Source organism: Nocardia sp. NBC_01327 (assembly GCF_035958815.1).
Taxonomy (GTDB): domain Bacteria; phylum Actinomycetota; class Actinomycetes; order Mycobacteriales; family Mycobacteriaceae; genus Nocardia.
The window spans coordinates 2,943,284-2,963,984 of sequence record NZ_CP108383.1 but is presented as its reverse complement, the minus strand read 5'-3'; the positions used below and the strand labels follow the sequence as shown (position 1 = coordinate 2,963,984).

Genomic DNA, 20,701 nt, shown 5'->3' with positions numbered 1-20,701 from the left:
TCCCAGGAACTGCAATTCATCGACGGGGTCCGGTGCGCCGGATCCGGTGCACCACTGGAGATCACCGCACCCTCGACCGGAGAAGTCATCGCCTCCGGCGCGAGCGCGTCAGTGGCGGATGTGGAGTCAGCCGTCGCCGCCGCCCGCGCGGCCTTCCCGCTGTGGGCGGGGATGACGCCGGGCGAGCGCTCGGACGTCATGCACCGCTGGGTGCGGCTGCTGCGCGATCACGCCGGGGAGCTGGCGGCGGTCGAAAGCCGCAATGCGGGCAAGCCGATTCGGCTCGCGCAGGAGTTCGATGTGCCGGGCACGATCGACAATGTCGCGTTCTTCGCCGGGGCCGCACGCCATTTGGAGGGCAAGGCCTCGGCGGAGTACTCGGCCGATCACACCTCCACCATTCGCCGGGAACCGCTCGGGGTGATCGGGTCCATTTCGCCGTGGAACTATCCGCTGCAGATGGCGGGGTGGAAGATCCTGCCGGCGGTCGCGGCCGGAAACACCATTGTGCTCAAGCCTTCCGAGCTCACTCCGCTGACCTCACTGCTGTTCGCGGAGCTCGCGACGGAGGCGGGCGTACCGCCGGGCGTGATCAATGTGCTCACCGGTATCGGACCCGTCGCGGGTCAGGCGCTGGTCGAACATCCTCAGGTCGCGATGGTGTCGTTCACCGGATCCACGGTGGTGGGCAGGCAGGTGGCCGCGGCCGCAGCCGGTTCCGTGAAGCGCATACATCTGGAGCTCGGCGGTAAAGCGCCGTTCGTGGTCTTCGACGATGCCGATCTCGAGGCCGCCGCCCGTGGCGCGGTCGCCGGATCGCTCATCAATGCCGGGCAGGATTGCACCGCGGCCACCCGCGCCTATGTGCAGCGACCGCTGTTCGACGAATTCGTGAGCCGGGTGGCCGACCTCATGGATCGGGTGACGCTGGGACCGGTGGACGATCCCGAAACCGATATGGGACCGCTGATTTCACTCCCCCATCGCGACAAAGTGATCGGCATGGTGGATCGGGCCCGCGAATACGGTGCAAAAGTGGTGCGCGGCGGCCGAATTCCGGAGCACACCGCCGCCGGTGGCGCGTATTTCGAGCCGACGCTGATCACCGGCGCCGCGCAGGATTCCGAAATCGTCCAGAACGAGGTCTTCGGGCCGGTGCTCGTGGTGCTGCCGTTCGATACCGATGACGAGGCCATAGCGCTGGCGAACGATACGGCGTACGGCCTGGCGGCCTCGGCCTGGTCGACAAATGTGTTCCGGACCCAGCGCGCGAGCCGGGAGATCCAGGCCGGTTGCGTGTGGATCAATGACCATATTCCGATCCTCAGCGAGATGCCGCACGGCGGATACAAGGCGTCCGGATTCGGAAAGGATATGTCTGCCTACTCATTCGACGAGTACACCAATATCAAACATGTCATGTCGGATATCACCGCCGCCGCGCACAAACCCTGGCACGACGTGGTCTTCCGAGCCTGATAGCCCGGTTCTGGGCTATTCTCCCTCTCATGTGGCCTTTCCTCGATATCGCCGGGCAGCTGCGTAATCGCCGCCGCTCGGACGATCGCGCCGCCACCAGCTGATTTTCCCGCGAGCCGCCGGGTCCGGTCGTATCGACCGCCGGCGGCTTTCGCGTTCCCTGAGACCAACACAAATGTCGTTGGGCCGCGCGGCTGGACCGTGCGGCAAGAGAGAAGGAGTTGATCGGCCATGCAGGCCAAAGGAAGCAAACTGTTGGCGTCGGCACTCTCCGAAGCAGCGCCGACGCCGTTCTGGACCGACCGGCCCGAGCGCCCGTCCTCGACCGATCCGCTGACCACCGGCACCGATGCCGATCTGGCCGTCATCGGCGGCGGTTACAGCGGACTGTGGACCGCGCTACTGGCCAAGGAGCGAGATCCGGGTCTCGATGTGGTGCTCATCGAATCCGGCCTGTGCGGGCATGCGGCTTCCGGTCGCAATGGCGGCTTCTGCGCCGCCAGTCTCACGCACGGACTCGCCAACGGTGTGGACCGCTTCCCCGACGAGATCGGCGATCTGGAGCGGCTGGGCCGGAAGAACCTCGACGAGATCGAGGACGCCATCCGCCGCTACGATATCGACTGCGACTTCGAGCGCACCGGCGAGATGGAGGTCGCCACCGCACCGCACGAACTGGAGTGGCTGCAGGAAAGTCATGATGCGGCAGTCGATCTCGGCTATCGCAGTGAATTGCTGGATGCGCGGGGCGCGCAGAATATGGTGCACTCCCCCACCTATCTCGGCGGGCGGTGGGATCGCGACGGTGTGGCCATGCTCGATCCGGCCCGGCTGGCCTGGGGGCTGCGCCGCGCCTGCCTGGAGAAGGGCGTGCGGATCTTCGAAGGCACTCCGGTGCAACGCATTTCGAAGACGCCGGGCGCACTGGACCTGCACACTCCGCACGGCGAGGTGCGGGCGCCCCGGGTCGCACTGTGCACCAGCGCATTTCAAGGGCCGCTGGCCAAGGTGTCCCGCCACGTGGTGCCCGTGTACGACTACGCGCTCATGACCGAACCGCTGACCTCGCAGCAGCTGGAATCCATCGGCTGGGTCGGCCGCATGGGGCTCGGCGATGCCTCGTACCGCTTCCACTACTACCGTCTGACCAGCGACAACCGCATTCTCTTCGGTGGCTACGACGCGATCTATCACTTCGGAAGCAAGATCGCGCCCGGCCTGGAATGCAATGAGGCCACCTTCGAAACCCTGGCCCAGCACTTCTTCCAGACCTTCCCGCAACTGGACGGCCTGCGCTTCACCCACCGCTGGGGCGGCATCATCGACACCTGCGGCCGCTTCTGCGCCTTTTTCGGCTCGGCCTTCAAGGGCAAACTCGCCTACGCCGCCGGCTACACCGGCCTCGGCGTCGGCGCGACCCGCTTCGGCGCGGAAGTCATGCTGGACCGCCTCTGGAACCTCGACACCGAACGCACCCGCCTCCGCATGGTCCGCTCCCGCCCCCTCCCCTTACCCCCGGAACCCCTTCGCTCCGCGGGCATTCAACTCACCCGCTGGTCGATGGCCCGCGCCGACGCCCATCAGGGCCGCCGCAACCTCTGGCTCAAGACAATGGAATTGACCGGACTCGGCTTCGACAGCTGAGGCCGGACTTCGGCAGAAGACAGCTGAGCGGCGACCCGAAACGTTCGGGTCGCCGCTTCCGCAATGCCGATACCCCTACGGCTGCCGTCGGATTCGAAGAGGCCTATGCCGCAGCGCCTGCGAGTTCGGGGCTGCGCAGGACCAGGACGGTGATTTCGCTGGGGGCGAAGACACGGAGCTGCGGACCCCAGAAGCCGGTGCCCCGGCTGGTGTAGAGCTGGGTGTCGCCATGGCGGCTGAGACCGGCCACCACCGGCTGATCCAGCAGGACCAGATAGCGGAAGGGCCAGATCTGGCCGCCGTGGGTATGGCCGGAGATCTGCAGTGCGACACCGTGTTCCACCGCATCGGTAATCTGCTTGGGCTGGTGGGCCAGCAGGATCACCGGAAGTTCCGGGTCCGCACCGGCGAGCGCGGCGGGCAGGTTCGGACCGTGTCCGGTGAGCGCGACGCCGGTCGGATCGTCGATGCCGGCCATGACCAGGCGGTCGCCCTCGCGGGTGAGAATCTCGTGCTGATTGTGCAGCGGCTGCCAGCCCAGGCCAGCCATATGCTCGATCCAGCCGGGCGCATCGCCGAAGTATTCGTGATTGCCGGTGATGTAGAAGCGGCCCAGGGTGGCTTCGACCTTGCCCAGCGGATCGACCTGCGCGCGACGCTTTATCACCGAGCCGTCCGCGAGATCACCTGCGTGACAGGCGATATCCGGCTTCTGCGCATTGACGACCTCGACTACTCGCTCCGACCAGCGCAGGCGGTCGGTGGCGGCGTAGTGGGTATCGGTGACCACCACTACCCGCAACCCGTCGAGTCCGGGTGCGAGCTTGGGGATGGTCACATCGACGGTCAGCACCCGCGGGATGCGCCGGGCCTCGTAGATGCCCCAGGCGACGAGGGCGGCCGAAATCGCAAGCACGCCAACGGCAACGATGCGCGAACGCGCCGGATCGTCGACACCGGCCAGGATCAGTATCGTGCGGGCCACAGCGCCGATGGCAGACCAGGTGAACAGCACCCACATCACACCCAGCCCGGTATCACCGATGAGCGCGGCGGTATCCGACTGCTTCGGACCGTGCCCGGTGAACATGGCGGCGGGCAGACCGATATAGCCCAGTACGAACAGCGCCGACAATGCCCAGCAGGCCGCCCCCGAGGTGGTGGTGTAGACGAGCACCCACCACGGGAGCAGGAATAGCAGCGCTGGAATCGCCAGGAATATGACCTGGCGGGGAATTCTGTTCAACAGAGTCCGTCCTCATGGGGCAAGGGGCACGGACCTTGTATCCAGCGCCGTCGATCCCCCGCACCGACGATACCTGCACCCGCCGACCGCGGCCGCACGAGCGGTTCGGGCTAGGACGCCGGATCGGCCGGGCGTACCCGCAAGCGTTCCGACAGCAGGGACAGTGCGGCGGCGACCTCCTCGACAGCGGCCGCGTCATCGGTTCCGAGGGCACGGGCGAGGGCATCGTGAATGGTGGTCGCGCGCACCTGCGTGACACGTTCGGACACCTCTGCGGCACGGCTGATGAGGGTGCGGCGGCCGTCGCGCGGATCCGGGGCCGTGGTGATGGACCCGGATTCCTTCAACCGCGCCACGGCGTTCGAGACCGCGCTCTGCGGCAATCCGGTGCGGGCGGCGATCTCACTGATGGTGGTGCCCGGGTGGTCGAGGATGTCGCTGAGCGCCACCAGTACCCCGCGGTGACTGCCGCGCTGTGCGACCTCGGGCAGCGACTGCTCACCGAGCTTCATCAGCGTGCGCCCCAGCAGGAACAGCTCGACTCCATTCATGGGCTCACGGTACATCAATCCTGATACATCAGTATTGATGTATCAGGATTGATGGATTATGGTCAGTGGCATGAACACGATCGAAACCGCCACCCTGCAGGTCCCCGGAGCCGAGCTCTACTACGAGATTCGCGGCGCCGGGCCGATGCTGCTCATCTCACAGAGCGGCGAGGGCGACGCACGGCGCAGCGAGGATCTCGTGCGACGACTGGAGAGCGACTTCACCGTTGTCACCTACGACCGACGAGGGTTGTCGCACAGTCGAATTCACGACTCCCGGACCGTCACCGTCGCGACACACGCGGACGATGTGCACCGCCTGCTGTCCGAGGTCGCCGACGGGCCGGTGCGCATGCTCGGCTGCAGCCTGGGCGCCTCCATCGGATTGCACATGGCCACAACGCATCCCGAACAGCTTCAGCTGCTCATCGCGCACGAACCGGTCTCACCGTGGCTGCTGGCCGCCACCGACCGCGCCCTGCATATGCGCGAGCTCGAACACTGCCAGCAGGTGTACCGGGCCGAGGGCTGGCAGGCGGCGCTCGCACCCATGGCGCGCACCCTCGGTATCAATCCCGCCGATCAGGAAATCGAACCGAACGTGCGCCCGATACCCATCACCGCCGAAAGAGCCGCCAACTTCGGCTATTTCATCGAGCACGACTTCACGGCCGTCCGCGAGGATTGGCTCGACGCCCTGTCGCTACAGCAAACCGAAGTCCAGATCGTGCCCGCCCAGGGCCGCCACACCCCCCACCAGGTCTTCGACCGCAAATGCGCAACCGAACTCAGCAAACTCCTGAACACCCCCGTCGCCGAATTCCCCGGCGGCCACAACGGAAATCTCACCCACCCCACCGCCTACGCCGACCAGGTACGCACCCTGATCACAACCACCCACTCCTGAGGTCAGCCCACCAAGTCGGTTTTTAGTTTTCGTCTCGAGAACGGCACCACAGCCGGTCGACCCCGCTGGAACCGCAGGTCCGCTCCTGACTGCGGAAGGTAAATCGGGTACCCCTCCCAACGCGCCCAGCACGGCCATCTCGGGCTTTGCCCGCACCCCCTGCTGACCAACCCTGCCCGGGCAGCAAGAAACCCAGGTGCACCGGCTGTTTCGGCATAGAAACCGTCGGCCCCGGGGGATGGAACAGCGGGTGTCTCAGCGGCACAGCGGTTATCGGTTCTATGCCGTGCGTACACCTGCTGTGTGGTCGGAGAGAAGGGTTGTGTGGTGCCCGCTTCAGGGGGTTTCGAGGCCGAGATGAGGCCGGTGCACCTGGGTTGCTTGTGCCGAGAGGCAGTGTTGGGTCACGGGGTGCGGGCAGGGCCCGAGATGGCTGTGCTGGTGGCGTCGGGTGGGGTACCCGATTTACCTTCCGCGGTCACGAGGGAATCCGCGGTACCAGCCGGAAGACCGGCTGTGGTCCGGTTTCCGAGACAAACACGAAAAGACGAAGGACGCCTGGAACACAGGGACGAGATCAAGAACCCGAAAGGCCCACTCGGGCAACAGCTGCAGGGGGACGGGTCGGCCTGGCAGGGGCAGGGAAGCCCTGTGCTCCGACCGCACAGCAGGTATCCGCACGGCACAGACCCGATAACCGTTGTGCCGCTGAGACACCCGCTGTTCGATCCCCGGTAGCCGACGGGTTCTATGCCGAAACGGTCGGTGCACCTGGGTTTCTTGCCTCCCGGGCAGGGTTGGTCAGCACGGGGCTCGATCGAGGTGCATGGTTCAGGTTCCGCAGGCGAGCCGGTCTCGAAATACCCTGATAGGCAACGACCTGTAGCACCGACAGGATAATCCTGTCGGTGACACGGGGCGGGAAACCTATTGTCGCGGTGGCGGTGTGGCGACCCGACGCAGCACCCGGTACCGCACCGGGGACAACCCCCAGGCACGACACACCCTGCCAGGCCGCAGCGACGGCGGAGCCTCGGCCATCAACTCGTCGGGATGGTGCAGATGATTGACCTGCGGAGTCCCGGACGGGTCCACATGGGCAGGAGCGATCCACGCGGTACGGCCCGGGAAGTCTGAATCCGCACCGAGTTTGATCGTCTTCCACCCGCGTGGGCCGTCTTTGACGAGGGCGTGGCAGTGATCGCACGCCAGGGTCAGGTTCTCGATATCGGTGCGCCCGCCCTTGCAGAACTCGGTCACATGATGCACGGCGGCCATGCTCGCCGGAGCGGAGCAACCGGGGCGGGTGCAGCCGCGTTCGGTGGCGATCAACGCCAACCGCTGCGCCGGATTCGCCAGGCGCGCTTCGCCCAGGTGCAGGGGCATGCCGTCCTTGTTCTTCACCAGCACGAACGTCTTGGACCGGCGGGCCACCAACTTCAACGCCTCGGGAACCGGCACCGTCCCACCGGTCGCGGTGGTGGCCACCCCGGCCACGCGTTCCACATCTTCGATGCTCATGGTGAGGATGGTCGAGACCGGCAGCCCGCGATGGGAGCCGAGCTTGGCCGGGTTGAAGTCCGGGTGCAGCACCGCCAGCAACGCATCGTGCTGGCGTTGGACCTTCGTGCGTTCGTCGCGGGCGGCGCAGGCCTCCAGTACGTCCCGGGGGATCGGGTTGTCCTCGTCCTCGGCCCACGGGCTTTCCTTGTCCGCAGGATTGCACATGCCCGGACGCGCCAACTTGGCCATGACCGCATCGAAGGCCCCACGCGCATCGGGGGTGAGTTCGACGGTGAGGGTGGACATCAGGTCGTAGCGTTGCGGACTCGCACTCGCGCTGCGCAAGCGCTGGCGGTCGTCATCGTCGGTGAGTTTGCCGTCCGGGTCGAGGTAACCGAGGATCCGCTCCCCGATCCTGGGCAGATGCGTCGGATCCAACGCGCGCGCTTGCCGGGCCAGTTCTTCTTCGGCATAGGCGCGAGCTTCGGCGGGGACTTTGCTGGGCAACCGGTTCATCACCTGCCGGATCACCCGCACATGATCGAGAGAGATCGCCCCGTCATCGAGAGCCTGGGCCGAACACGGCAGGACCGGGGCCGGATCGGGTTCGTCACCGACCCGATGCCACACGGCGAGGTCTTCGGCGGTGCGCCACCGGTTGATCGCGTCCCCGTGCGAGATGTGCAGCACCGCTTGCAAATACAGGGCCGGGCTCCCGGAACCGTTCTTGGTGGGCAACGACCGGGCGCACGCTTGCACGATCAGGTCCCGTTGCACCGACGCCAACCGGCGGGTGCTGGTCTCGATCTGCTGCATCAACTCGACAATGTCGGTGTCGGGCAACGGAATCAACGACAACGCGGTGAGGGAATCGACCGCCGCGACCAGTGCGGCTGCACCGGTCGTGATTGCGGTTTCTTCCCTTGATTCCATGCCTTTATTCTACTCCGGGTAAACAGACTCGGAAAGGCGAATTCCGTTGTGATATAAGGATATTCAGACTTTCGCGGTTTTATCTTTCGTCGTCTTGTTTTGCTTCGTCATGTCCGGGCGTCTTTGTCTTTTGCATTTGGTAAGAGTTCTCGGACGACAACATGTCTCAAGTTGTGCTCGGTGTGGCCGAACGGACTGTTTCGGTTGTGGCTGACGCGCAGACGCATTGACGGTTGAGCCCGCTCGGGGCATCGGCGGGTCAGTCGTCCGGGTCGGCGAGGGTTTTCAGCTCGGCGGCGAGGTTGGTGCGGGCCGCGCTGTCGTAGCGGGCGCGCGCGGTGGGGGTGCGGAAGAGGTGCTGCTGTTGGATGAGGCCCTGGAGGACTGCTGCCCGGCCTTTGCGGAACAGCTCGTCGGGGACGTGCGCGTACTCGGCGCGGACCGCGGTTGCGTATGCGGCATAGGCGGATTCGCCGGCGGCGAGGATGGCCAGGTCGGCGTCGCAGAGGACACCGCCGTTGCGATCGGACGGGTCCGGGTGGTGCCCGGCCGTGAGGCGGACCAGGCGGGCGACCTCGGCTACCAACTCGGCGTTCACACCCAGTGTAGGCAGGGCGGTTTCGGCGAGCGCGGCGCTGGCTTCCTCATTGTCGCCGCCCTCCACCGAGTACACGGCGTCGTGGAAGAAGGCCGCGTAGCGCACGGCGGTGATATCGGCGGCGTCGGCGGCCAGGTCGTCGATGATGTTCAGCATTGCGGCCAGATGCTCGACGGTGTGATAGCGCCGGTGCGGTTCGCTGTACCGGCGTACCAGGTCCTCCCCTACCGCCCGCGCCGACGGTCCAGCCAGCTCGGTCCAGCGGTCCAGCAGTTCTGCGTCCAAACTCGTCCCCATCTACGCAGTCTGCCGAATGTCCCGCCGCGACAACAGCCCTGAATCACGGTGCTCTTCGCCACTGTGCCCCGGCCGCATATCAGCACCCCCATCCCACACCGCGCTGCCGGACGCTCGTCCCACACCGTGTTGCAACACGCTTGTCCCACACGTGCAGCAGCACCCCGGTCCCGCACCCGTATAGCGTTGCCGCCCACACGTGTCCGGCGCTGCACCCCAAGGGGAAGTTCGGACTGCCGCGCTTCCACTACTCCAGGCGGCACCCTCGCGCGACAGGTGGCGGTCTCTGCTCACGCGACGAGGTGGCGGTCTCTTCCCACACGGCGAGGTGACGGCCTCTTCCCACACGGCGAGGTGACGGCCCCTTCCCACGCGGCGAGGTGACGGATCTCTTCATCCTCGCGCAGCGGGTGGCGAGTGCCTTCATCCTCGCGCTGTGCGTTGCGTTGGCAGATACTGGAATCCATGTCGATGCAACCTCACCGGTGGACGCCGCCGCATGCCACTGCTCGCGCGCGCGAAACCCGTAGTACGCCTGTGATGCCTGCGCTGCAGTTGCTCGAATTGCCTGGGCGGGGGCCGGAGGACGTGGTGATCGGGGCTGATGGGCGGCTGCTGACGGGGGTCGAGGGTGGGGCGATTCTGGCGGTCGATGCGGTGACCGGGGCGGTGGAGCGGATCGGGGATACCGGTGGGCGGCCGCTCGGGTTGCATGTGGAATCCGAGGGGGCACTGCTGATTTGCGATGCCGAGCGTGGGCTGCTGCGGCTGGACAAGCCGGGTGGTGCGATCGAGGTGCTGGTGGCGGAGGTGGACGGGGAGGCCTTGAATTTCACCAGCAATGTGGTCGCCGACGGCGACGGGACCATTTACTTCTCCGAGTCCTCGCGTCGCTGGCCGCTGCGGCAGTGGATGGGCGACATCATGGAGCACTCCGGCACCGGGCGCCTGTTGCGCCGCAATCCGGACGGCAGGGTCGAAACCCTCATCGACGGACTGGATTTCGCGAACGGCGTGGTGCTCGCACCGGACCGCTCCTGCGTACTGGTCGCCGAGACCGGCGCGTACCGCGTCACCCGGTATCGGCTGTCCGGCCCGCAGGCGGGCACCTGCGACCGCCTCGTCGAGAACCTGCCTGGCTTCCCGGACAATATGTATCTCGGCAGCGATGGCCTGATCTGGGTATCGCTCGCCTCACCGCGAAATCCCTTGCTGGACACCCTGCTTCCGCTCCCGGGCATCCTGCGGCAGATCTCGTGGGCGATTCCCGAACGGCTGCAACCGAAACCGGCCCGCACCGTCTGGGCCATGGCCTTCGACTTCGACGGCACGCTCGTGCACGATCTGCAGCGCGAGGGCACCGATTACGCCATGGTGACCGCCGCCGCCGAACATGACGGCGCCCTCTATCTCGGCAGCCTCAGCGAATCGGCGATCGCGGTGACCCGGGTCCCCCAGGACGGGTGACGCGGGTCCCCTACGACTTCTGCGCGGCGTCCTGGGCGTGCTGCGCCTGGGACAGCTGCTCCGGTGTGTAGCGCAGTGAGAGCGACAGCAAACCCATGAAGGCCGTGCCGAGCGCACAGACGAACAACACCAGGGTGTAACCACTACCGAGCGCATCGATCTGCGTGGAGGTCATTTCGGTGACCTTGCCGGTGGTGCCGCCCAGCGACAGCGTGCGCGACAACGCCACCGGACTCAGCAGGCCGACCGCGAACGGCGTGCCCATATTCATGAACATCTGCCCGACCGCCGACAGCGGGCCGATATGCGCCATGTCCACACCGACCAGTACGCACAGCGGCAGGATCACGATGACCATGCCGACCGCGAAGCCGACCACGCACAGCAGTCCGAGCAGCGTCGGGAAGTACTGCACCGAACTGTCGATGGTGGAACCGAAGAACAGCCCGGCCGCCAGCACGATCGCCGAACCGAACAGCAGCCAGCGCGGCTGCACATATTGCACGGCCTTGGACGACACCGCAGTGCCCACACCCGCGCCGAGCGTGAACGGGATACTGCCCAGACCCGCCATGAGCGGGCTGTAGCCGAGCACATTCTGCAGGAACTGCGCCACGAAGAACGTCGTCGCACCCAGCACACCGGAGGCCAGGAAGATGGCCGCGAAGGAGATCACGCGATCGCGGCTGTCGAACAGCGACCATGGCAGCAGCGGATTGGCGACACTGCGTTCGGCGAAGACGAACACGATCAGCAGCGCCAGTCCGCCGAGCAGCGAGCCGATGATAATCGGGCTGTCCCAGCCCATTTGCGGACCCTCGGTCGCGCCGAACACGATGGCCGCGCAGGCCAGGGTGCCCAGTACCGCGCCGCGAATATCCAGGGAGATGCGCTGGTGTTCGGTGTCGTGCAGCTCGTAGATCGCACCGAGCACGATGAGCAGGCCGATCGGCACATTGATCCAGAAGATCCAGCGCCAATCCACCTGCGTCAGCGCACCGCCGACCACCAGACCGCCCACCGAGCCGATGCCCACCATGGAACCGAGAATCGCGATGGCCTGGTTTCGGACCGGGCCGGGCGCGAAAGTGGTGGCCACCAAGGCGAATGCGGTCGGCGCGGCAATGGCCGCACCGGTGCCCTGCAGTGCGCGGGCAGCGATCAGCCAGGCCTCGTTCTGCGCAGTGCCGCAGAGGGCCGAAGCCACCGTGAAGACGCCGACGCCGAGAATCAGCATGCGCTTGCGGCCGAAGGAGTCCCCTAGTCGACCACCGAGCAGCATCAGACCCGCGAACGGCAGACCGTACGCGGTGACGGTCCAGGCGCTGCCCGCACTGGACAGACCCAGTTGTTCCTGTACCCGCGGCAACGCCAGAATCATGACGGTGCCATCGAGCACGACCATCAACTGCAGCCCGCTCAATACGAGAATCGCGAGCCCGAACGCCCGCTTGGTCACCGGATACTGCATCGTCGCAGCGGGATTATCGAGCACTCCGACACTGTAATGGATGCCGGAGGCACCGAACCGATCTCGTTCCCGCGCGATCGGCTCAGCACAGCGGCCCGGGGGCCGCACTGTTGTCCAGGGGGCAATGCGCGCACAGCGAGCGATACCCCGGTCAGAGCACGCCGGGATCGCCGGCGGTGAATCCGGCGGTGGGGCCGATGACGATAATCGCCGGGGGGCGAATGGCTTCCGCGCGCACCTGCTCGGCGACGGTCGACAGGTCGGCGCGGACGATGCGCTGGGTGCGCAGGCTGCCCTCCTGCACGATGGTCACCGGGGTATTCGCGGCGCGACCGCCCTCCAGCAGTGCGGTCGCGAATTTGTCGATGCGCTCCACGGCCATGAGCAGCACGAGGGTGCCGCGCAGCCGCGCCAGGGCGGGCCAGTCGACGAGAGAGTCCGGGTGGTCCGGGGCGACGTGCCCGCTCACCACGACGAATTCATGGGTGACACCGCGGTGGGTGACGGGGATACCGGCCAGGGCGGGCACCGAGATCGCACTGGTGACGCCCGGCACAACCATCACCGGAACACCGGCTTCGACACAGGCTTCCAATTCCTCGTAGCCGCGGCCGAAGACGTACGGGTCGCCGCCCTTGAGGCGGACCACGAACTTTCCGGCCTTGGCGCCCTCGATGAGCGCGGTATTGATGGCCTCCTGGGCCATGGCGCGACCGTACGGAATCTTGGCGGCGTCCACGACCTCGACGTCGGGGCCGAGTTCGGCCAGCAGTTCCGGCGGCGCGAGGCGGTCGGCGACAACAAGATTCGCGCGCGCCAGCAGTCGGCGGCCGCGCACGGTGATCAGGTCCGGATCGCCGGGGCCGCCGCCGATGAGCGCCACGCCCGCGGCCACCGGACCCGAATCATCGGTCACCACACCGGATTGCAGCGCCTCCAGGAGCGCGGTGCGCACCGCGGCCGAACGGCGATGCTGCCCACCTGCGAGCACACCCAGGCTCATCCCGTCGTAGCGCGCGGTGGCCGGAGTGACAGCGGTGCCCAGCCGGGCATTGTCGGCACGCACGGAGAAGATGCGCCGCCGCGTCGCCTCGGCCACCACGGCCGCATTGGTTTCGGGCTCATCGGTGCACACGAGCGCGTACCAGGCATCCTCGAGGTCGCCGTCGGCATATTCGCGCAATTCGAGGGAGATCTGCCCCGAGGTGGCCATGCCCTCGACCGCCGGGGTGGCCTCGCGGCTGATCACGTGCACATCCGCACCGGAGGCGATGAGCAGTCCGAGCCGGCGCTGCGCCACGGTCCCGCCGCCGACCACCACCACGCGGCGCCCGTTCAGATCGAGCCCGACCAGGTAGTTCGGGTCGCCTACGGGCTGGTCTTCGGATGCGGCTGACGTGTTCGGCACGAGGATTGAGCCTACGGTGTGGCCGGAAAACCGGAACAATCGCCTCGCGGCTGGGATGCGCTCGGGTTCAGATGCCGCTGTGGATCTTGGTCGGGGTGATGCGGACCGTCACCCGCTCGGCGGGGTCGGTGCGAGATGAAGGCATGAACTCGCCGTACGTCTGCCCGGTGAACTTCAGCGACAGGCGGTCCGGCAGCGCGCGGTCGGGGTCCGGCTCTACGGTGACGGTGCCGCGGATCTCGGCGTAGACGTACGGGTTCTCCGGCGGGCTGATCAGCACGGTGGCTCGCGGGTCACGCACCAGGTTCTTGTACTGCTGCCGACTGACCGACGTGGAGTAGATCAGATCGTCGCCGTCACGGTCGAGCCAGGCGACGGTCAGGTGCGGCTGGCCCTTCGGGCCGACGGTCGCCACGGAGGCGAATACCTTCGACTCGTCGATATGCTTCTTGAGTCCCTCGGGAAGTGTGGTCACGGATGGTGTGAACAGACTGCGCCGCAAGCTGATTCCCGAGTGTCACTTCACGCCGTTGGCGTAGTCCTGCACCAGATGCAATCCGCCCTGGCGGATCGGCATTCGATCCGAGTCGACCAGCGTGAGCGCCAGCGTCACCGGATGGCCTTCGAGTTCGCCGGTCAGCGTGAGCCGATCCGGAGCGGGCCGTTCGTAGGTCAAGCTCGCCAAGGTTTCCGGGCCCGAGGACGCACGCAGGGTGAGACGGTGTGCGCCACTGTCGAATTCGGTCAGGACCGGGACCATACCGTCATCCATGCGCTGATAGATCGCCACGCCAGGATCTTCGAACACCATTCGCCGCCACCGGGTTTCATCGGTGAGCAGCGGCGGCACCGGCTGCCCGTCCCTGGTGAACTCGGCGACATTCCAGATGCCGTACAGCTCGGACTGCGGCCGACCCGGGCCGTACCTGTGCCAGCCGTCCCAGGCCCCGACCGCCTGCCCCAGGACGAACCAGAGCGCCAGCAGCACCAGGGCGATATCGGAGATCCGCCGCGATCGCCGCGTCCGGAACGGGGTCGGGGCGGTCGAGGGCCCGGCCGCGCCGCCCAGCAGTGCGGTGGTGAGCCGCCGCGCATCCGGGGCCAGCACCACCATCGACAGCAGCAGCAGGTGGAACGCCAGCAGTTTGACCGGGACGTCGAAGGTCATGTTCAGTACCCACACCTGCGCCATGCTCACCAGACTGAGCAGCGCGCCGGCCAGCTGGGTGCGCGGCAGCAGAAGCAGCACGCCGCCGGTGATCTCGGCCAGGCCGAGCAGACTCTCGTACACCGGTGAGACGCCGACCTGATTCCACAGCACCGCCATATGACTGAAGTCGCCGTAGGGCTGCACCAGGGTCGCCAGGGCGGGGACCGGCATCTGCAGGGGGATCGCCTTGGCGAAGCCGTAATTCAGCATCTGACCGGCCAGCATGACCCGGAAGAACAGCAGGAACCAGCCCGCCGCGGTGCGATATTCGGTCCGCCTGCGGTCCAGCACGCTCCATACCGCGGCCACCACCACCGCGGCGACCAGAATGCAGAAGACCTCGATCCACAGATACAACTGATCGCCGCTGCCGGAATCCAAATTCAGCTGCACGCCCGGATGGTCGAACACCGTGCGCCCGGTCCAGCGGATCAATGGGCCGGGCAGGTCCGCGTACCGCTGCATGAGATCATCCGGCAGCCACTTCTGGACGATGCCGAAGAAGGCGAACAGCGGCTGCGGGTAAAGCACGCAGAACAGGGTGAAATAGGCGATCACGAAGCGGAAGAGAATCCGCGGGGCCGGTCGCCACTCACGGTTCCGCACCGGTGGAAGATCCTCGAAATCCGTTGCCGCACCGACTGTTCGAACGCTCATCGCACATCCCCTCGCTCCGAACTTCGACCGTAGTTCGAATACGGGCTCGACGCCTCCGGGTTATCCCCCTTTTCCGGAGCTCCGGCATACCTCTGCGGGATTACGTGCCAGCCCCCAGGCTGATGACGTGCCAGCACTACCGCCGGGCCGGAATTCCCGTCGAGCGGTCATCCCATTCACCGGTACTCGACCCCGCAACCCCTGCACAATCGAACTGGAACACGTTACATTTCTCGGCACCGTGTTGTGCGGGTCACAGCGGCCCTTTCCGGCCCGCCCGAACCGCGCCTGACACGCCTGCCTTTCCATGCCAGGAGGAATAGACATGTCGGCCGACGACCCCAACCAGAGATGGGAACTCACCGTCTCCGACCGCGACGAGGATCAACTCGCGGCACAATTGGCGAGCTGGCTCGCCACCAAGGTCGTAGCCGACGAGGCGCCCCGCGTCACATCGCTGACCAAGCCGCAGGCGGGCGGCATGTCCAGCACCACGCTGCTCTTCGACGCCGAATGGACCGAGAACGGGCAGCCCGCGGGCGGCTCCTACGTCGCGCGCCTGGCGCCGGAGGACAGCTCCTTCCCGGTCTTCGAGAAGTACGATCTGGAAACCCAGTACGCCATCATGGCCGGAGTCGCCGAGGCCACCGACGCTCCGGTGCCGGAGCTGTGCTGGATCGAGACCGATCCGAAGGTGCTCGGCTCCACGTTCTTCGTCATGCGGCGCGTGAACGGCCGTGTCTGCGAAGACAATCCGCCGTATGTGTTCTTCGGCTGGGTCTTCGACGCCACGCCGGAACAGCGGTTGGAGATCACCCGCAAGACCGTCGAGGTCATTGCCAAGGTGCACGGCATCGAGAATCCCGAGCAGCGCTTCCCCATGCTGGATGGCGAGGGCTCGGCGCTACGCCGGCACTTCGAGGCCCAGAAGCAGTGGTACGACTGGGCGCTCGCCCGGGACGGATTCCGTATTCCGTTGCTGGAGCGCACCTTCGAGTGGCTCGAGCAGAACTGGCCGGAGGACTCGGGCCCGGATGTGCTGAACTGGGGAGACGCCCGGCCCGGCAATATCATGTTCCAGGAGACCGACGACTGCGATCTGGTCGCCGTGCTCGACTGGGAGATGGCGGCCATCGGCCCGCGTGAACTCGATGTGGCCTGGCCCATCCTGATCCACCGCTTCTTCCAGGACATCGCGACCCGCTTCGATCAGCCCGGACTGCCGGACTTCCTGCGGCGCAGCGATGTCGAGAAGCTGTACGAGGAGGCCACCGGGCACGCGGTCCGCGATCTGGACTGGTACCTGATGTACGCGGCGCTGCGCCACGGCATCGTGATGGGCCGCATCAAGCGCCGCATGATCCATTTCGGTGAGGACACCGATACCGACGATCGCGATGACTACGTCATGCACCGACCGCTGCTCGAGGCCATGCTCGACGGCACCTACGCCTGGGATTGAGAGATATGAAACCCATGATCGGCCCGCTGGACGAATTCCCCATCCACCAGGCGCCGCTGCCGATGGCGCGGGTGGTCAGCAGCGATAAGAACTTCTACGACCGCAGCTACTTCAATGCCATCGACACCAGCGGCGACCTGATGCTGATCACCGGGTTCGGCGTCTACCCGAACCTGGGTGTGACCGACGCCTTCGCCACCGTGCGGCGCGGCGACACCCAGCACGCGGTGCGGTTCTCGGATGCGCTGGACCAGCGCGGCCTGGACCTCGCGGTCGGAGGGTACCGGATCGAGATCATCGAGCCGCTGCAGAAGCTGCGGGTGATCTGCGAGCACGAGGACCTGTCCTTCGATATGACCTGGGACGGCGCGTTCCCGGTCGTACAGGAGGAGGCGCACACCATCATCACCGGCATGAACAAGGCCATGATCGATGCGCAGCGCTTCGCCCAGGTCGGATCCTGGTCCGGCACACTGCATGTCGACGGCACCGACTTCACCGTCGATCCGGCGAACTGGACCGGCACCCGCGACCGCTCCTGGGGCATCCGGCCGGTCGGCGAATCCGATCCGGCGGGTCGCGTGGCTTCCGAACCGTCCGAAGGCTTCTGGTGGCTGTACGTGCCGCTGCGCTTCGACGACTATTCGATCATCGTCATCGTGCAGGAGGAGCCCAACGGCTTCCGCACCCTGAACGACGCCACCCGCATCTGGCACGACGGGCGCATCGAGCAGCTGGGCTGGCCGCGAGTCAATCTGAAGTACAAGTCCGGCACCCGCATTCCGACCTCGCTGCGACTGGACCTCACCACACCCGACGGCAAGCCGCTCGAGGTCGAGGTCGAGGCCGGCACCCATATCGCCCTCAATGTCGGCTGCGGCTACGGCGGCGATCCGGACTGGCAGCACGGACAGTGGAAGGGCCGCAACTGGTCCGAGAGCAAGAGCTTCGACCTGACCGACCCGGCCATCGCCGGCCGCATCCCCTTCAGCGTCATCGACCACGTCGGCAAAGCCCGCTGCGGCGACGCCGAAGGCTGGGGCCTGTTCGAACACGGCAGCCTCGGCCGCCACGACCCCACCGGCTTCGCCGACTGGGGTTCGGTCTCGCCCTAACCCCCAGACCGCGAATCATCCACTCCCTGTGAATGATCCGCACCGCCGCCGCGCCCGCCGACGACCCAACCAGTCGGCGAGCGCGGCGGTTCGCCGTTCGAGAGCTACTCAGAGTTCAGTGCCGAATCACCGCGGCTGCCAGCGTGATTCCGCCGATCACTCGCTTCGCCACGATCAGCCGGTCGCTCGCGGCGGCAAGCAGTGCGGCGGCCTCGGCGACGCTGGGCGTGCCGATGGCCTCCGCTGCGCGCGCCGAGGGGTGCGGCACCGGTACCGCCGCGAGATCCTGCGCCTCGAACACCACCACCGGCACCCCGAGCTCCGCGGCGGCAGCTACCAGCCCGGGCTCCGCCGCCCGCCGATCCACCGTCGCCAGGCATCCGATGACCGCATCCCCGAGCACGTCTCGCACCGCGCTGACGATCGCGGAAGCCGTTGCCCCGGAACGCATTCCCACTCCCACCGCGAGCTGCGGCAGCGTGGTCCCGCCGTGGCGTTCAGGCATTCGCAGGTCCCGGCCCCGTGGGGTCCAGCGCGGCCGGTGCGGTCACAGACCATGTCGGCGCAGCGGAATATGCCGTCTCGAGGAGATTCATGACCGCTGTGGCCGGTCTTTACGCGAGGACATTGTCCTGGGCGAAATCGGCTGCGGTGGAGACGAAGCGGGTGATGGCCTGGGGGTTTCCGGCGGGGTGGGTGTGGAGGTAGGAGGCGTGGACGTTGTGGAGGATTGCGCCTTCGCGGATGGTTTCGCCGGAGGGGGCGCGCCAGGCCCAGGCGAGGGCGTCCGGGGAGGGGGCGGTGAGGCGGGTGCGGTGGAATTCGTGGCCTCGGACGCGTTCTCCGGCTTGCCAGAGGGGGGAGTCGGTGAGGGCCACGGCGTCTCGGTAGCCGAGGGTGAGGCGGGGGCCGAATTCGGCGTCGGCGTCGACCACGCCGGCCATGCGGTGGCCGTCGAGGGAGCGGGTGAGGTAGAGGAGGCCGGCGCATTCGGCGTGGATGGGGAGGCCGCGGCGCGCCTGGTCGGCAATGGTGGTGAGCAGGTGGGTGTTGGCGGCCAGGGAGGCGGCGTGCTCCTCGGGGAAGCCGCCGGGGATGACCAGACCCGCTGTGCCGGAGGGGAGTTCGTCACGCAGGGGGTCGAAGACCACTACGCGGGCGCCCGCCGCTTCGAGAAGCTCGCGGTGTTCGGCGTAGCCGAAGGTGAAGGCGGCTCCGCCTGCCACGGCGATGATGGGGCCCTCAGCGGGAGGCGTGCCCAGGCCACCGGCCGCCGGACTCGCCGGAAGACCTGCGAAGGCCGGAATGCCTTCGGAGACAGCGCCGATCCCCGCCGCTTCGGACGTCAGACGCAGTTCCTCCTTCGGATCCCATGCCGGTCCGGCGATGTTGGAACTCGCCAGGGCGGCGACGGCGGCCAGATCTATATGCGCGGCAACAAGATCGGTCATGGCATCGACCGCGGACTGCGCCGCCGAGCCGTGCTCCACGGCGGGCACCAGGCCGAGATGCCTTGACGGCACGGACAATTCGTCCAGGCGGGGCAGCGCCCCCAGCACCGGCAGGCCGACGCGGGCGCAGGCGGCGCGCAGGACCTGTTCGTGCCGTTCACTGCCGACACGGTTGAGAATGACTCCGCCGAGCCGGATTCCGCTGTCGAAGGTGGCGAATCCGTGCAGCAGCGCCGCCAGGCTCTGGCTGTGCCCGCGCGCGTCCACCACCAGGACGACCGGTGCGCCCAGCATGGCGGCGATCTGCGCGGTGGAGCCCTCGGCGACGGGTTCGGTGTTGTGCTCGTCGATGCGCCCGTCGAACAGGCCCATCACGCCCTCGACCACGGCGATATCGCATCCCGCGCTGCCGTGCCGGTACAGCGGGACCACCCGCTCGGCCCCGCACAGCACCGGGTCGAGATTGCGCCCGGGCCGACCGGCGGCCAGTCCGTGATAGCCCGGATCGATGTAATCGGGCCCCACCTTGAACGGCGCCACCCGGTGCCCGGCCCGGCGCAGCGCCCCGATCAGTCCGGTGGCGAGAGTGGTCTTACCGCTGCCCGATGCGGGCGCGGCCACCACCACCGCGGGCACACTCACCATTCGATACCGCGCTGGCCCTTGCGGCCCGCGTCCATCGGATGCTTGACCTTCGTCATCTCGGTGACCAGATCCGCGACCTCGATGAGCGCCTGCGGGGCATCCCGGCCGGTGATCACCACGTGCTGATTGCCGGGACGATTACGCAGCGTCTCGACCACCTCGTCCACATCCACCCAGCCCCACTTGAGCGGATAGGTGAATTCGTCGAGCACGTAGAAGCGGTGCTGTTCGGCGGCGAGGCGGCGCGAGATCTCCTGCCAGCCCGCGAGCGCGGCGGCGGCATGATCCTCATCGCTGCCCTGCTTGCGCGTCCAGGACCAGCCCTCCCCCATCTTGTGCCACTCGACCGCGCCGCCCGCGCCGGTCTCCTCGTGCAACTTGCCGAGGGTGCGGAAGGCCGCCTCCTCGCCCACCTTCCACTTGGCGCTCTTCACGAATTGGAAGACAGCCACATCGAAGCCCTGGTTCCAAGCGCGCAAGGCCATCCCGAACGCGGCAGTGGACTTCCCCTTGCCCGGCCCGGTGTGGATGGCGAGCACGGCCTGATTGCGGCGCTGCCGCGTGGTCAGTCCGTCATCCGGAATGGTCTCCGGCAGTGGCACGCCCTGGGGCATCGTCTGCGCTCCTTCTCCTCACGCGGCCAGAGTGCGGCCGTCG

At 67.0% G+C, this 20,701-nt stretch carries 17 protein-coding genes; 6 read left to right on the top strand and 11 right to left on the bottom strand.

The features are described from left to right. Positions 1-9: 9 nt before the first annotated feature. Together OG326_RS13070 and OG326_RS13065 are read left to right on the top strand one after the other, a co-directional pair. Positions 10-1,479: a gamma-aminobutyraldehyde dehydrogenase gene (locus OG326_RS13070; RefSeq protein ID WP_327146467.1), complete on the top strand. Its 1,470-nt coding sequence runs from the start codon at positions 10-12 to the stop codon at positions 1,477-1,479. Between the two features lie 231 nt (positions 1,480-1,710). Next, on the top strand, positions 1,711-3,123 hold the full coding sequence (locus OG326_RS13065; protein WP_327144897.1) for an NAD(P)/FAD-dependent oxidoreductase: 1,413 nt from the start codon (positions 1,711-1,713) through the stop codon (positions 3,121-3,123). 103 nt (positions 3,124-3,226) lie between these two features. On the opposite strand, the gene OG326_RS13060 is transcribed toward OG326_RS13065, so the two are convergent. Both OG326_RS13060 and OG326_RS13055 read right to left on the bottom strand, forming a co-directional pair. Next, positions 3,227-4,369, bottom strand: a complete 1,143-nt coding sequence (locus OG326_RS13060; protein WP_327144896.1) for a metallophosphoesterase — start codon at positions 4,367-4,369, stop codon at positions 3,227-3,229. A gap of 110 nt (positions 4,370-4,479) precedes the next feature. After that, positions 4,480-4,920, bottom strand: coding sequence for a MarR family transcriptional regulator (locus tag OG326_RS13055; RefSeq protein ID WP_327144895.1), 441 nt, complete (start codon positions 4,918-4,920; stop codon positions 4,480-4,482). Positions 4,921-4,990: 70 nt separating this feature from the next. On the opposite strand from OG326_RS13055, the gene OG326_RS13050 reads away from it, so the two are divergent. Further along, positions 4,991-5,827 carry an alpha/beta fold hydrolase gene (locus OG326_RS13050; protein ID WP_327144894.1) on the top strand — a complete coding sequence of 279 codons (837 nt, stop codon included), beginning with the start codon at positions 4,991-4,993 and terminating at the stop codon, positions 5,825-5,827. 927 nt (positions 5,828-6,754) lie between these two features. Here the strand turns inward: OG326_RS13050 and OG326_RS13045 are convergent. After that, positions 6,755-8,263 carry an HNH endonuclease signature motif containing protein gene (locus OG326_RS13045; protein WP_327144893.1) on the bottom strand — a complete coding sequence of 503 codons (1,509 nt, stop codon included), beginning with the start codon at positions 8,261-8,263 and terminating at the stop codon, positions 6,755-6,757. Positions 8,264-8,522: 259 nt separating this feature from the next. Next, positions 8,523-9,158 (bottom strand): HD domain-containing protein, encoded by a 636-nt coding sequence (locus tag OG326_RS13040; protein ID WP_327144892.1) that lies wholly within the window; start codon positions 9,156-9,158, stop codon positions 8,523-8,525. Between the two features lie 540 nt (positions 9,159-9,698). On the opposite strand from OG326_RS13040, the gene OG326_RS13035 reads away from it, so the two are divergent. Next, a complete protein-coding gene (locus OG326_RS13035; protein WP_327144891.1) occupies positions 9,699-10,625 on the top strand; it encodes an SMP-30/gluconolactonase/LRE family protein in 927 nt (308 codons plus the stop codon). Positions 10,626-10,635: 10 nt separating this feature from the next. Here the strand turns inward: OG326_RS13035 and OG326_RS13030 are convergent, their stop codons facing one another. The 4 genes from OG326_RS13030 to OG326_RS13015 all read right to left on the bottom strand — a co-directional run bounded on the left by OG326_RS13030 (position 10,636) and on the right by OG326_RS13015 (position 15,371). Beyond that, the gene (locus OG326_RS13030; RefSeq protein WP_327146466.1) at positions 10,636-12,096 is read right to left on the bottom strand and encodes an MFS transporter; all 1,461 of its coding nucleotides are present in this window, start codon (positions 12,094-12,096) and stop codon (positions 10,636-10,638) included. A gap of 151 nt (positions 12,097-12,247) precedes the next feature. Continuing rightward, positions 12,248-13,504, bottom strand: a complete 1,257-nt coding sequence (gene cobA, locus OG326_RS13025) for a uroporphyrinogen-III C-methyltransferase (RefSeq protein WP_327144890.1) — start codon at positions 13,502-13,504, stop codon at positions 12,248-12,250. Between the two features lie 67 nt (positions 13,505-13,571). After that, positions 13,572-13,979 (bottom strand): PPOX class F420-dependent oxidoreductase, encoded by a 408-nt coding sequence (locus OG326_RS13020; RefSeq protein ID WP_327144889.1) that lies wholly within the window; start codon positions 13,977-13,979, stop codon positions 13,572-13,574. A gap of 42 nt (positions 13,980-14,021) precedes the next feature. Next, positions 14,022-15,371 carry a DoxX family protein gene (locus OG326_RS13015; RefSeq protein WP_327144888.1) on the bottom strand — a complete coding sequence of 450 codons (1,350 nt, stop codon included), beginning with the start codon at positions 15,369-15,371 and terminating at the stop codon, positions 14,022-14,024. A gap of 325 nt (positions 15,372-15,696) precedes the next feature. On the opposite strand from OG326_RS13015, the gene OG326_RS13010 reads away from it, so the two are divergent. Together OG326_RS13010 and OG326_RS13005 are read left to right on the top strand one after the other, a co-directional pair. Next, positions 15,697-16,833, top strand: a complete 1,137-nt coding sequence (locus OG326_RS13010) for a phosphotransferase family protein (protein WP_327144887.1) — start codon at positions 15,697-15,699, stop codon at positions 16,831-16,833. A 14-nt stretch (positions 16,834-16,847) separates the two neighbouring features. Continuing rightward, complete coding sequence (locus OG326_RS13005; RefSeq protein WP_327146465.1) at positions 16,848-17,948, top strand: hypothetical protein; 1,101 nt, start codon at positions 16,848-16,850, stop codon at positions 17,946-17,948. Positions 17,949-18,063: 115 nt separating this feature from the next. On the opposite strand, the gene OG326_RS13000 is transcribed toward OG326_RS13005, so the two are convergent. From OG326_RS13000 to cobO, 3 genes are all read right to left on the bottom strand, one after another. Beyond that, positions 18,064-18,453: a cobalamin biosynthesis protein gene (locus tag OG326_RS13000; protein WP_327144885.1), complete on the bottom strand. Its 390-nt coding sequence runs from the start codon at positions 18,451-18,453 to the stop codon at positions 18,064-18,066. A 109-nt stretch (positions 18,454-18,562) separates the two neighbouring features. Then, the gene (locus tag OG326_RS12995) at positions 18,563-20,044 is read right to left on the bottom strand and encodes a cobyrinate a,c-diamide synthase (RefSeq protein ID WP_327144884.1); all 1,482 of its coding nucleotides are present in this window, start codon (positions 20,042-20,044) and stop codon (positions 18,563-18,565) included. Continuing rightward, positions 20,038-20,658: a cob(I)yrinic acid a,c-diamide adenosyltransferase gene (cobO, locus tag OG326_RS12990; RefSeq protein WP_327144883.1), complete on the bottom strand. Its 621-nt coding sequence runs from the start codon at positions 20,656-20,658 to the stop codon at positions 20,038-20,040. The genes OG326_RS12995 and cobO overlap by 7 nt, the downstream gene beginning before the upstream one ends. Positions 20,659-20,701: the final 43 nt, after the last annotated feature.

What these genes read in the sequence shown, in the direction of transcription:
- OG326_RS13035 (WP_327144891.1), top strand. Translation starts at nt 9,699, where the DNA reads ATGCCTGCGCTGCAGTTGCTCGAATTGCCTGGGCGGGGGCCGGAGGAC.
- OG326_RS13015 (WP_327144888.1), bottom strand. Translation starts at nt 15,371, where the DNA reads ATGAGCGTTCGAACAGTCGGTGCGGCAACGGATTTCGAGGATCTTCCA.
- OG326_RS13040 (WP_327144892.1), bottom strand. Translation starts at nt 9,158, where the DNA reads ATGGGGACGAGTTTGGACGCAGAACTGCTGGACCGCTGGACCGAGCTG.
- OG326_RS13045 (WP_327144893.1), bottom strand. Translation starts at nt 8,263, where the DNA reads ATGGAATCAAGGGAAGAAACCGCAATCACGACCGGTGCAGCCGCACTG.
- OG326_RS13010 (WP_327144887.1), top strand. Translation starts at nt 15,697, where the DNA reads ATGTCGGCCGACGACCCCAACCAGAGATGGGAACTCACCGTCTCCGAC.
- OG326_RS13005 (WP_327146465.1), top strand. Translation starts at nt 16,848, where the DNA reads ATGATCGGCCCGCTGGACGAATTCCCCATCCACCAGGCGCCGCTGCCG.
- cobO (WP_327144883.1), bottom strand. Translation starts at nt 20,658, where the DNA reads ATGCCCCAGGGCGTGCCACTGCCGGAGACCATTCCGGATGACGGACTG.
- OG326_RS13000 (WP_327144885.1), bottom strand. Translation starts at nt 18,453, where the DNA reads ATGCCTGAACGCCACGGCGGGACCACGCTGCCGCAGCTCGCGGTGGGA.
- OG326_RS13055 (WP_327144895.1), bottom strand. Translation starts at nt 4,920, where the DNA reads ATGAATGGAGTCGAGCTGTTCCTGCTGGGGCGCACGCTGATGAAGCTC.
- OG326_RS13030 (WP_327146466.1), bottom strand. Translation starts at nt 12,096, where the DNA reads ATGCAGTATCCGGTGACCAAGCGGGCGTTCGGGCTCGCGATTCTCGTA.
- OG326_RS13065 (WP_327144897.1), top strand. Translation starts at nt 1,711, where the DNA reads ATGCAGGCCAAAGGAAGCAAACTGTTGGCGTCGGCACTCTCCGAAGCA.
- OG326_RS12995 (WP_327144884.1), bottom strand. Translation starts at nt 20,044, where the DNA reads ATGGTGAGTGTGCCCGCGGTGGTGGTGGCCGCGCCCGCATCGGGCAGC.
- OG326_RS13050 (WP_327144894.1), top strand. Translation starts at nt 4,991, where the DNA reads ATGAACACGATCGAAACCGCCACCCTGCAGGTCCCCGGAGCCGAGCTC.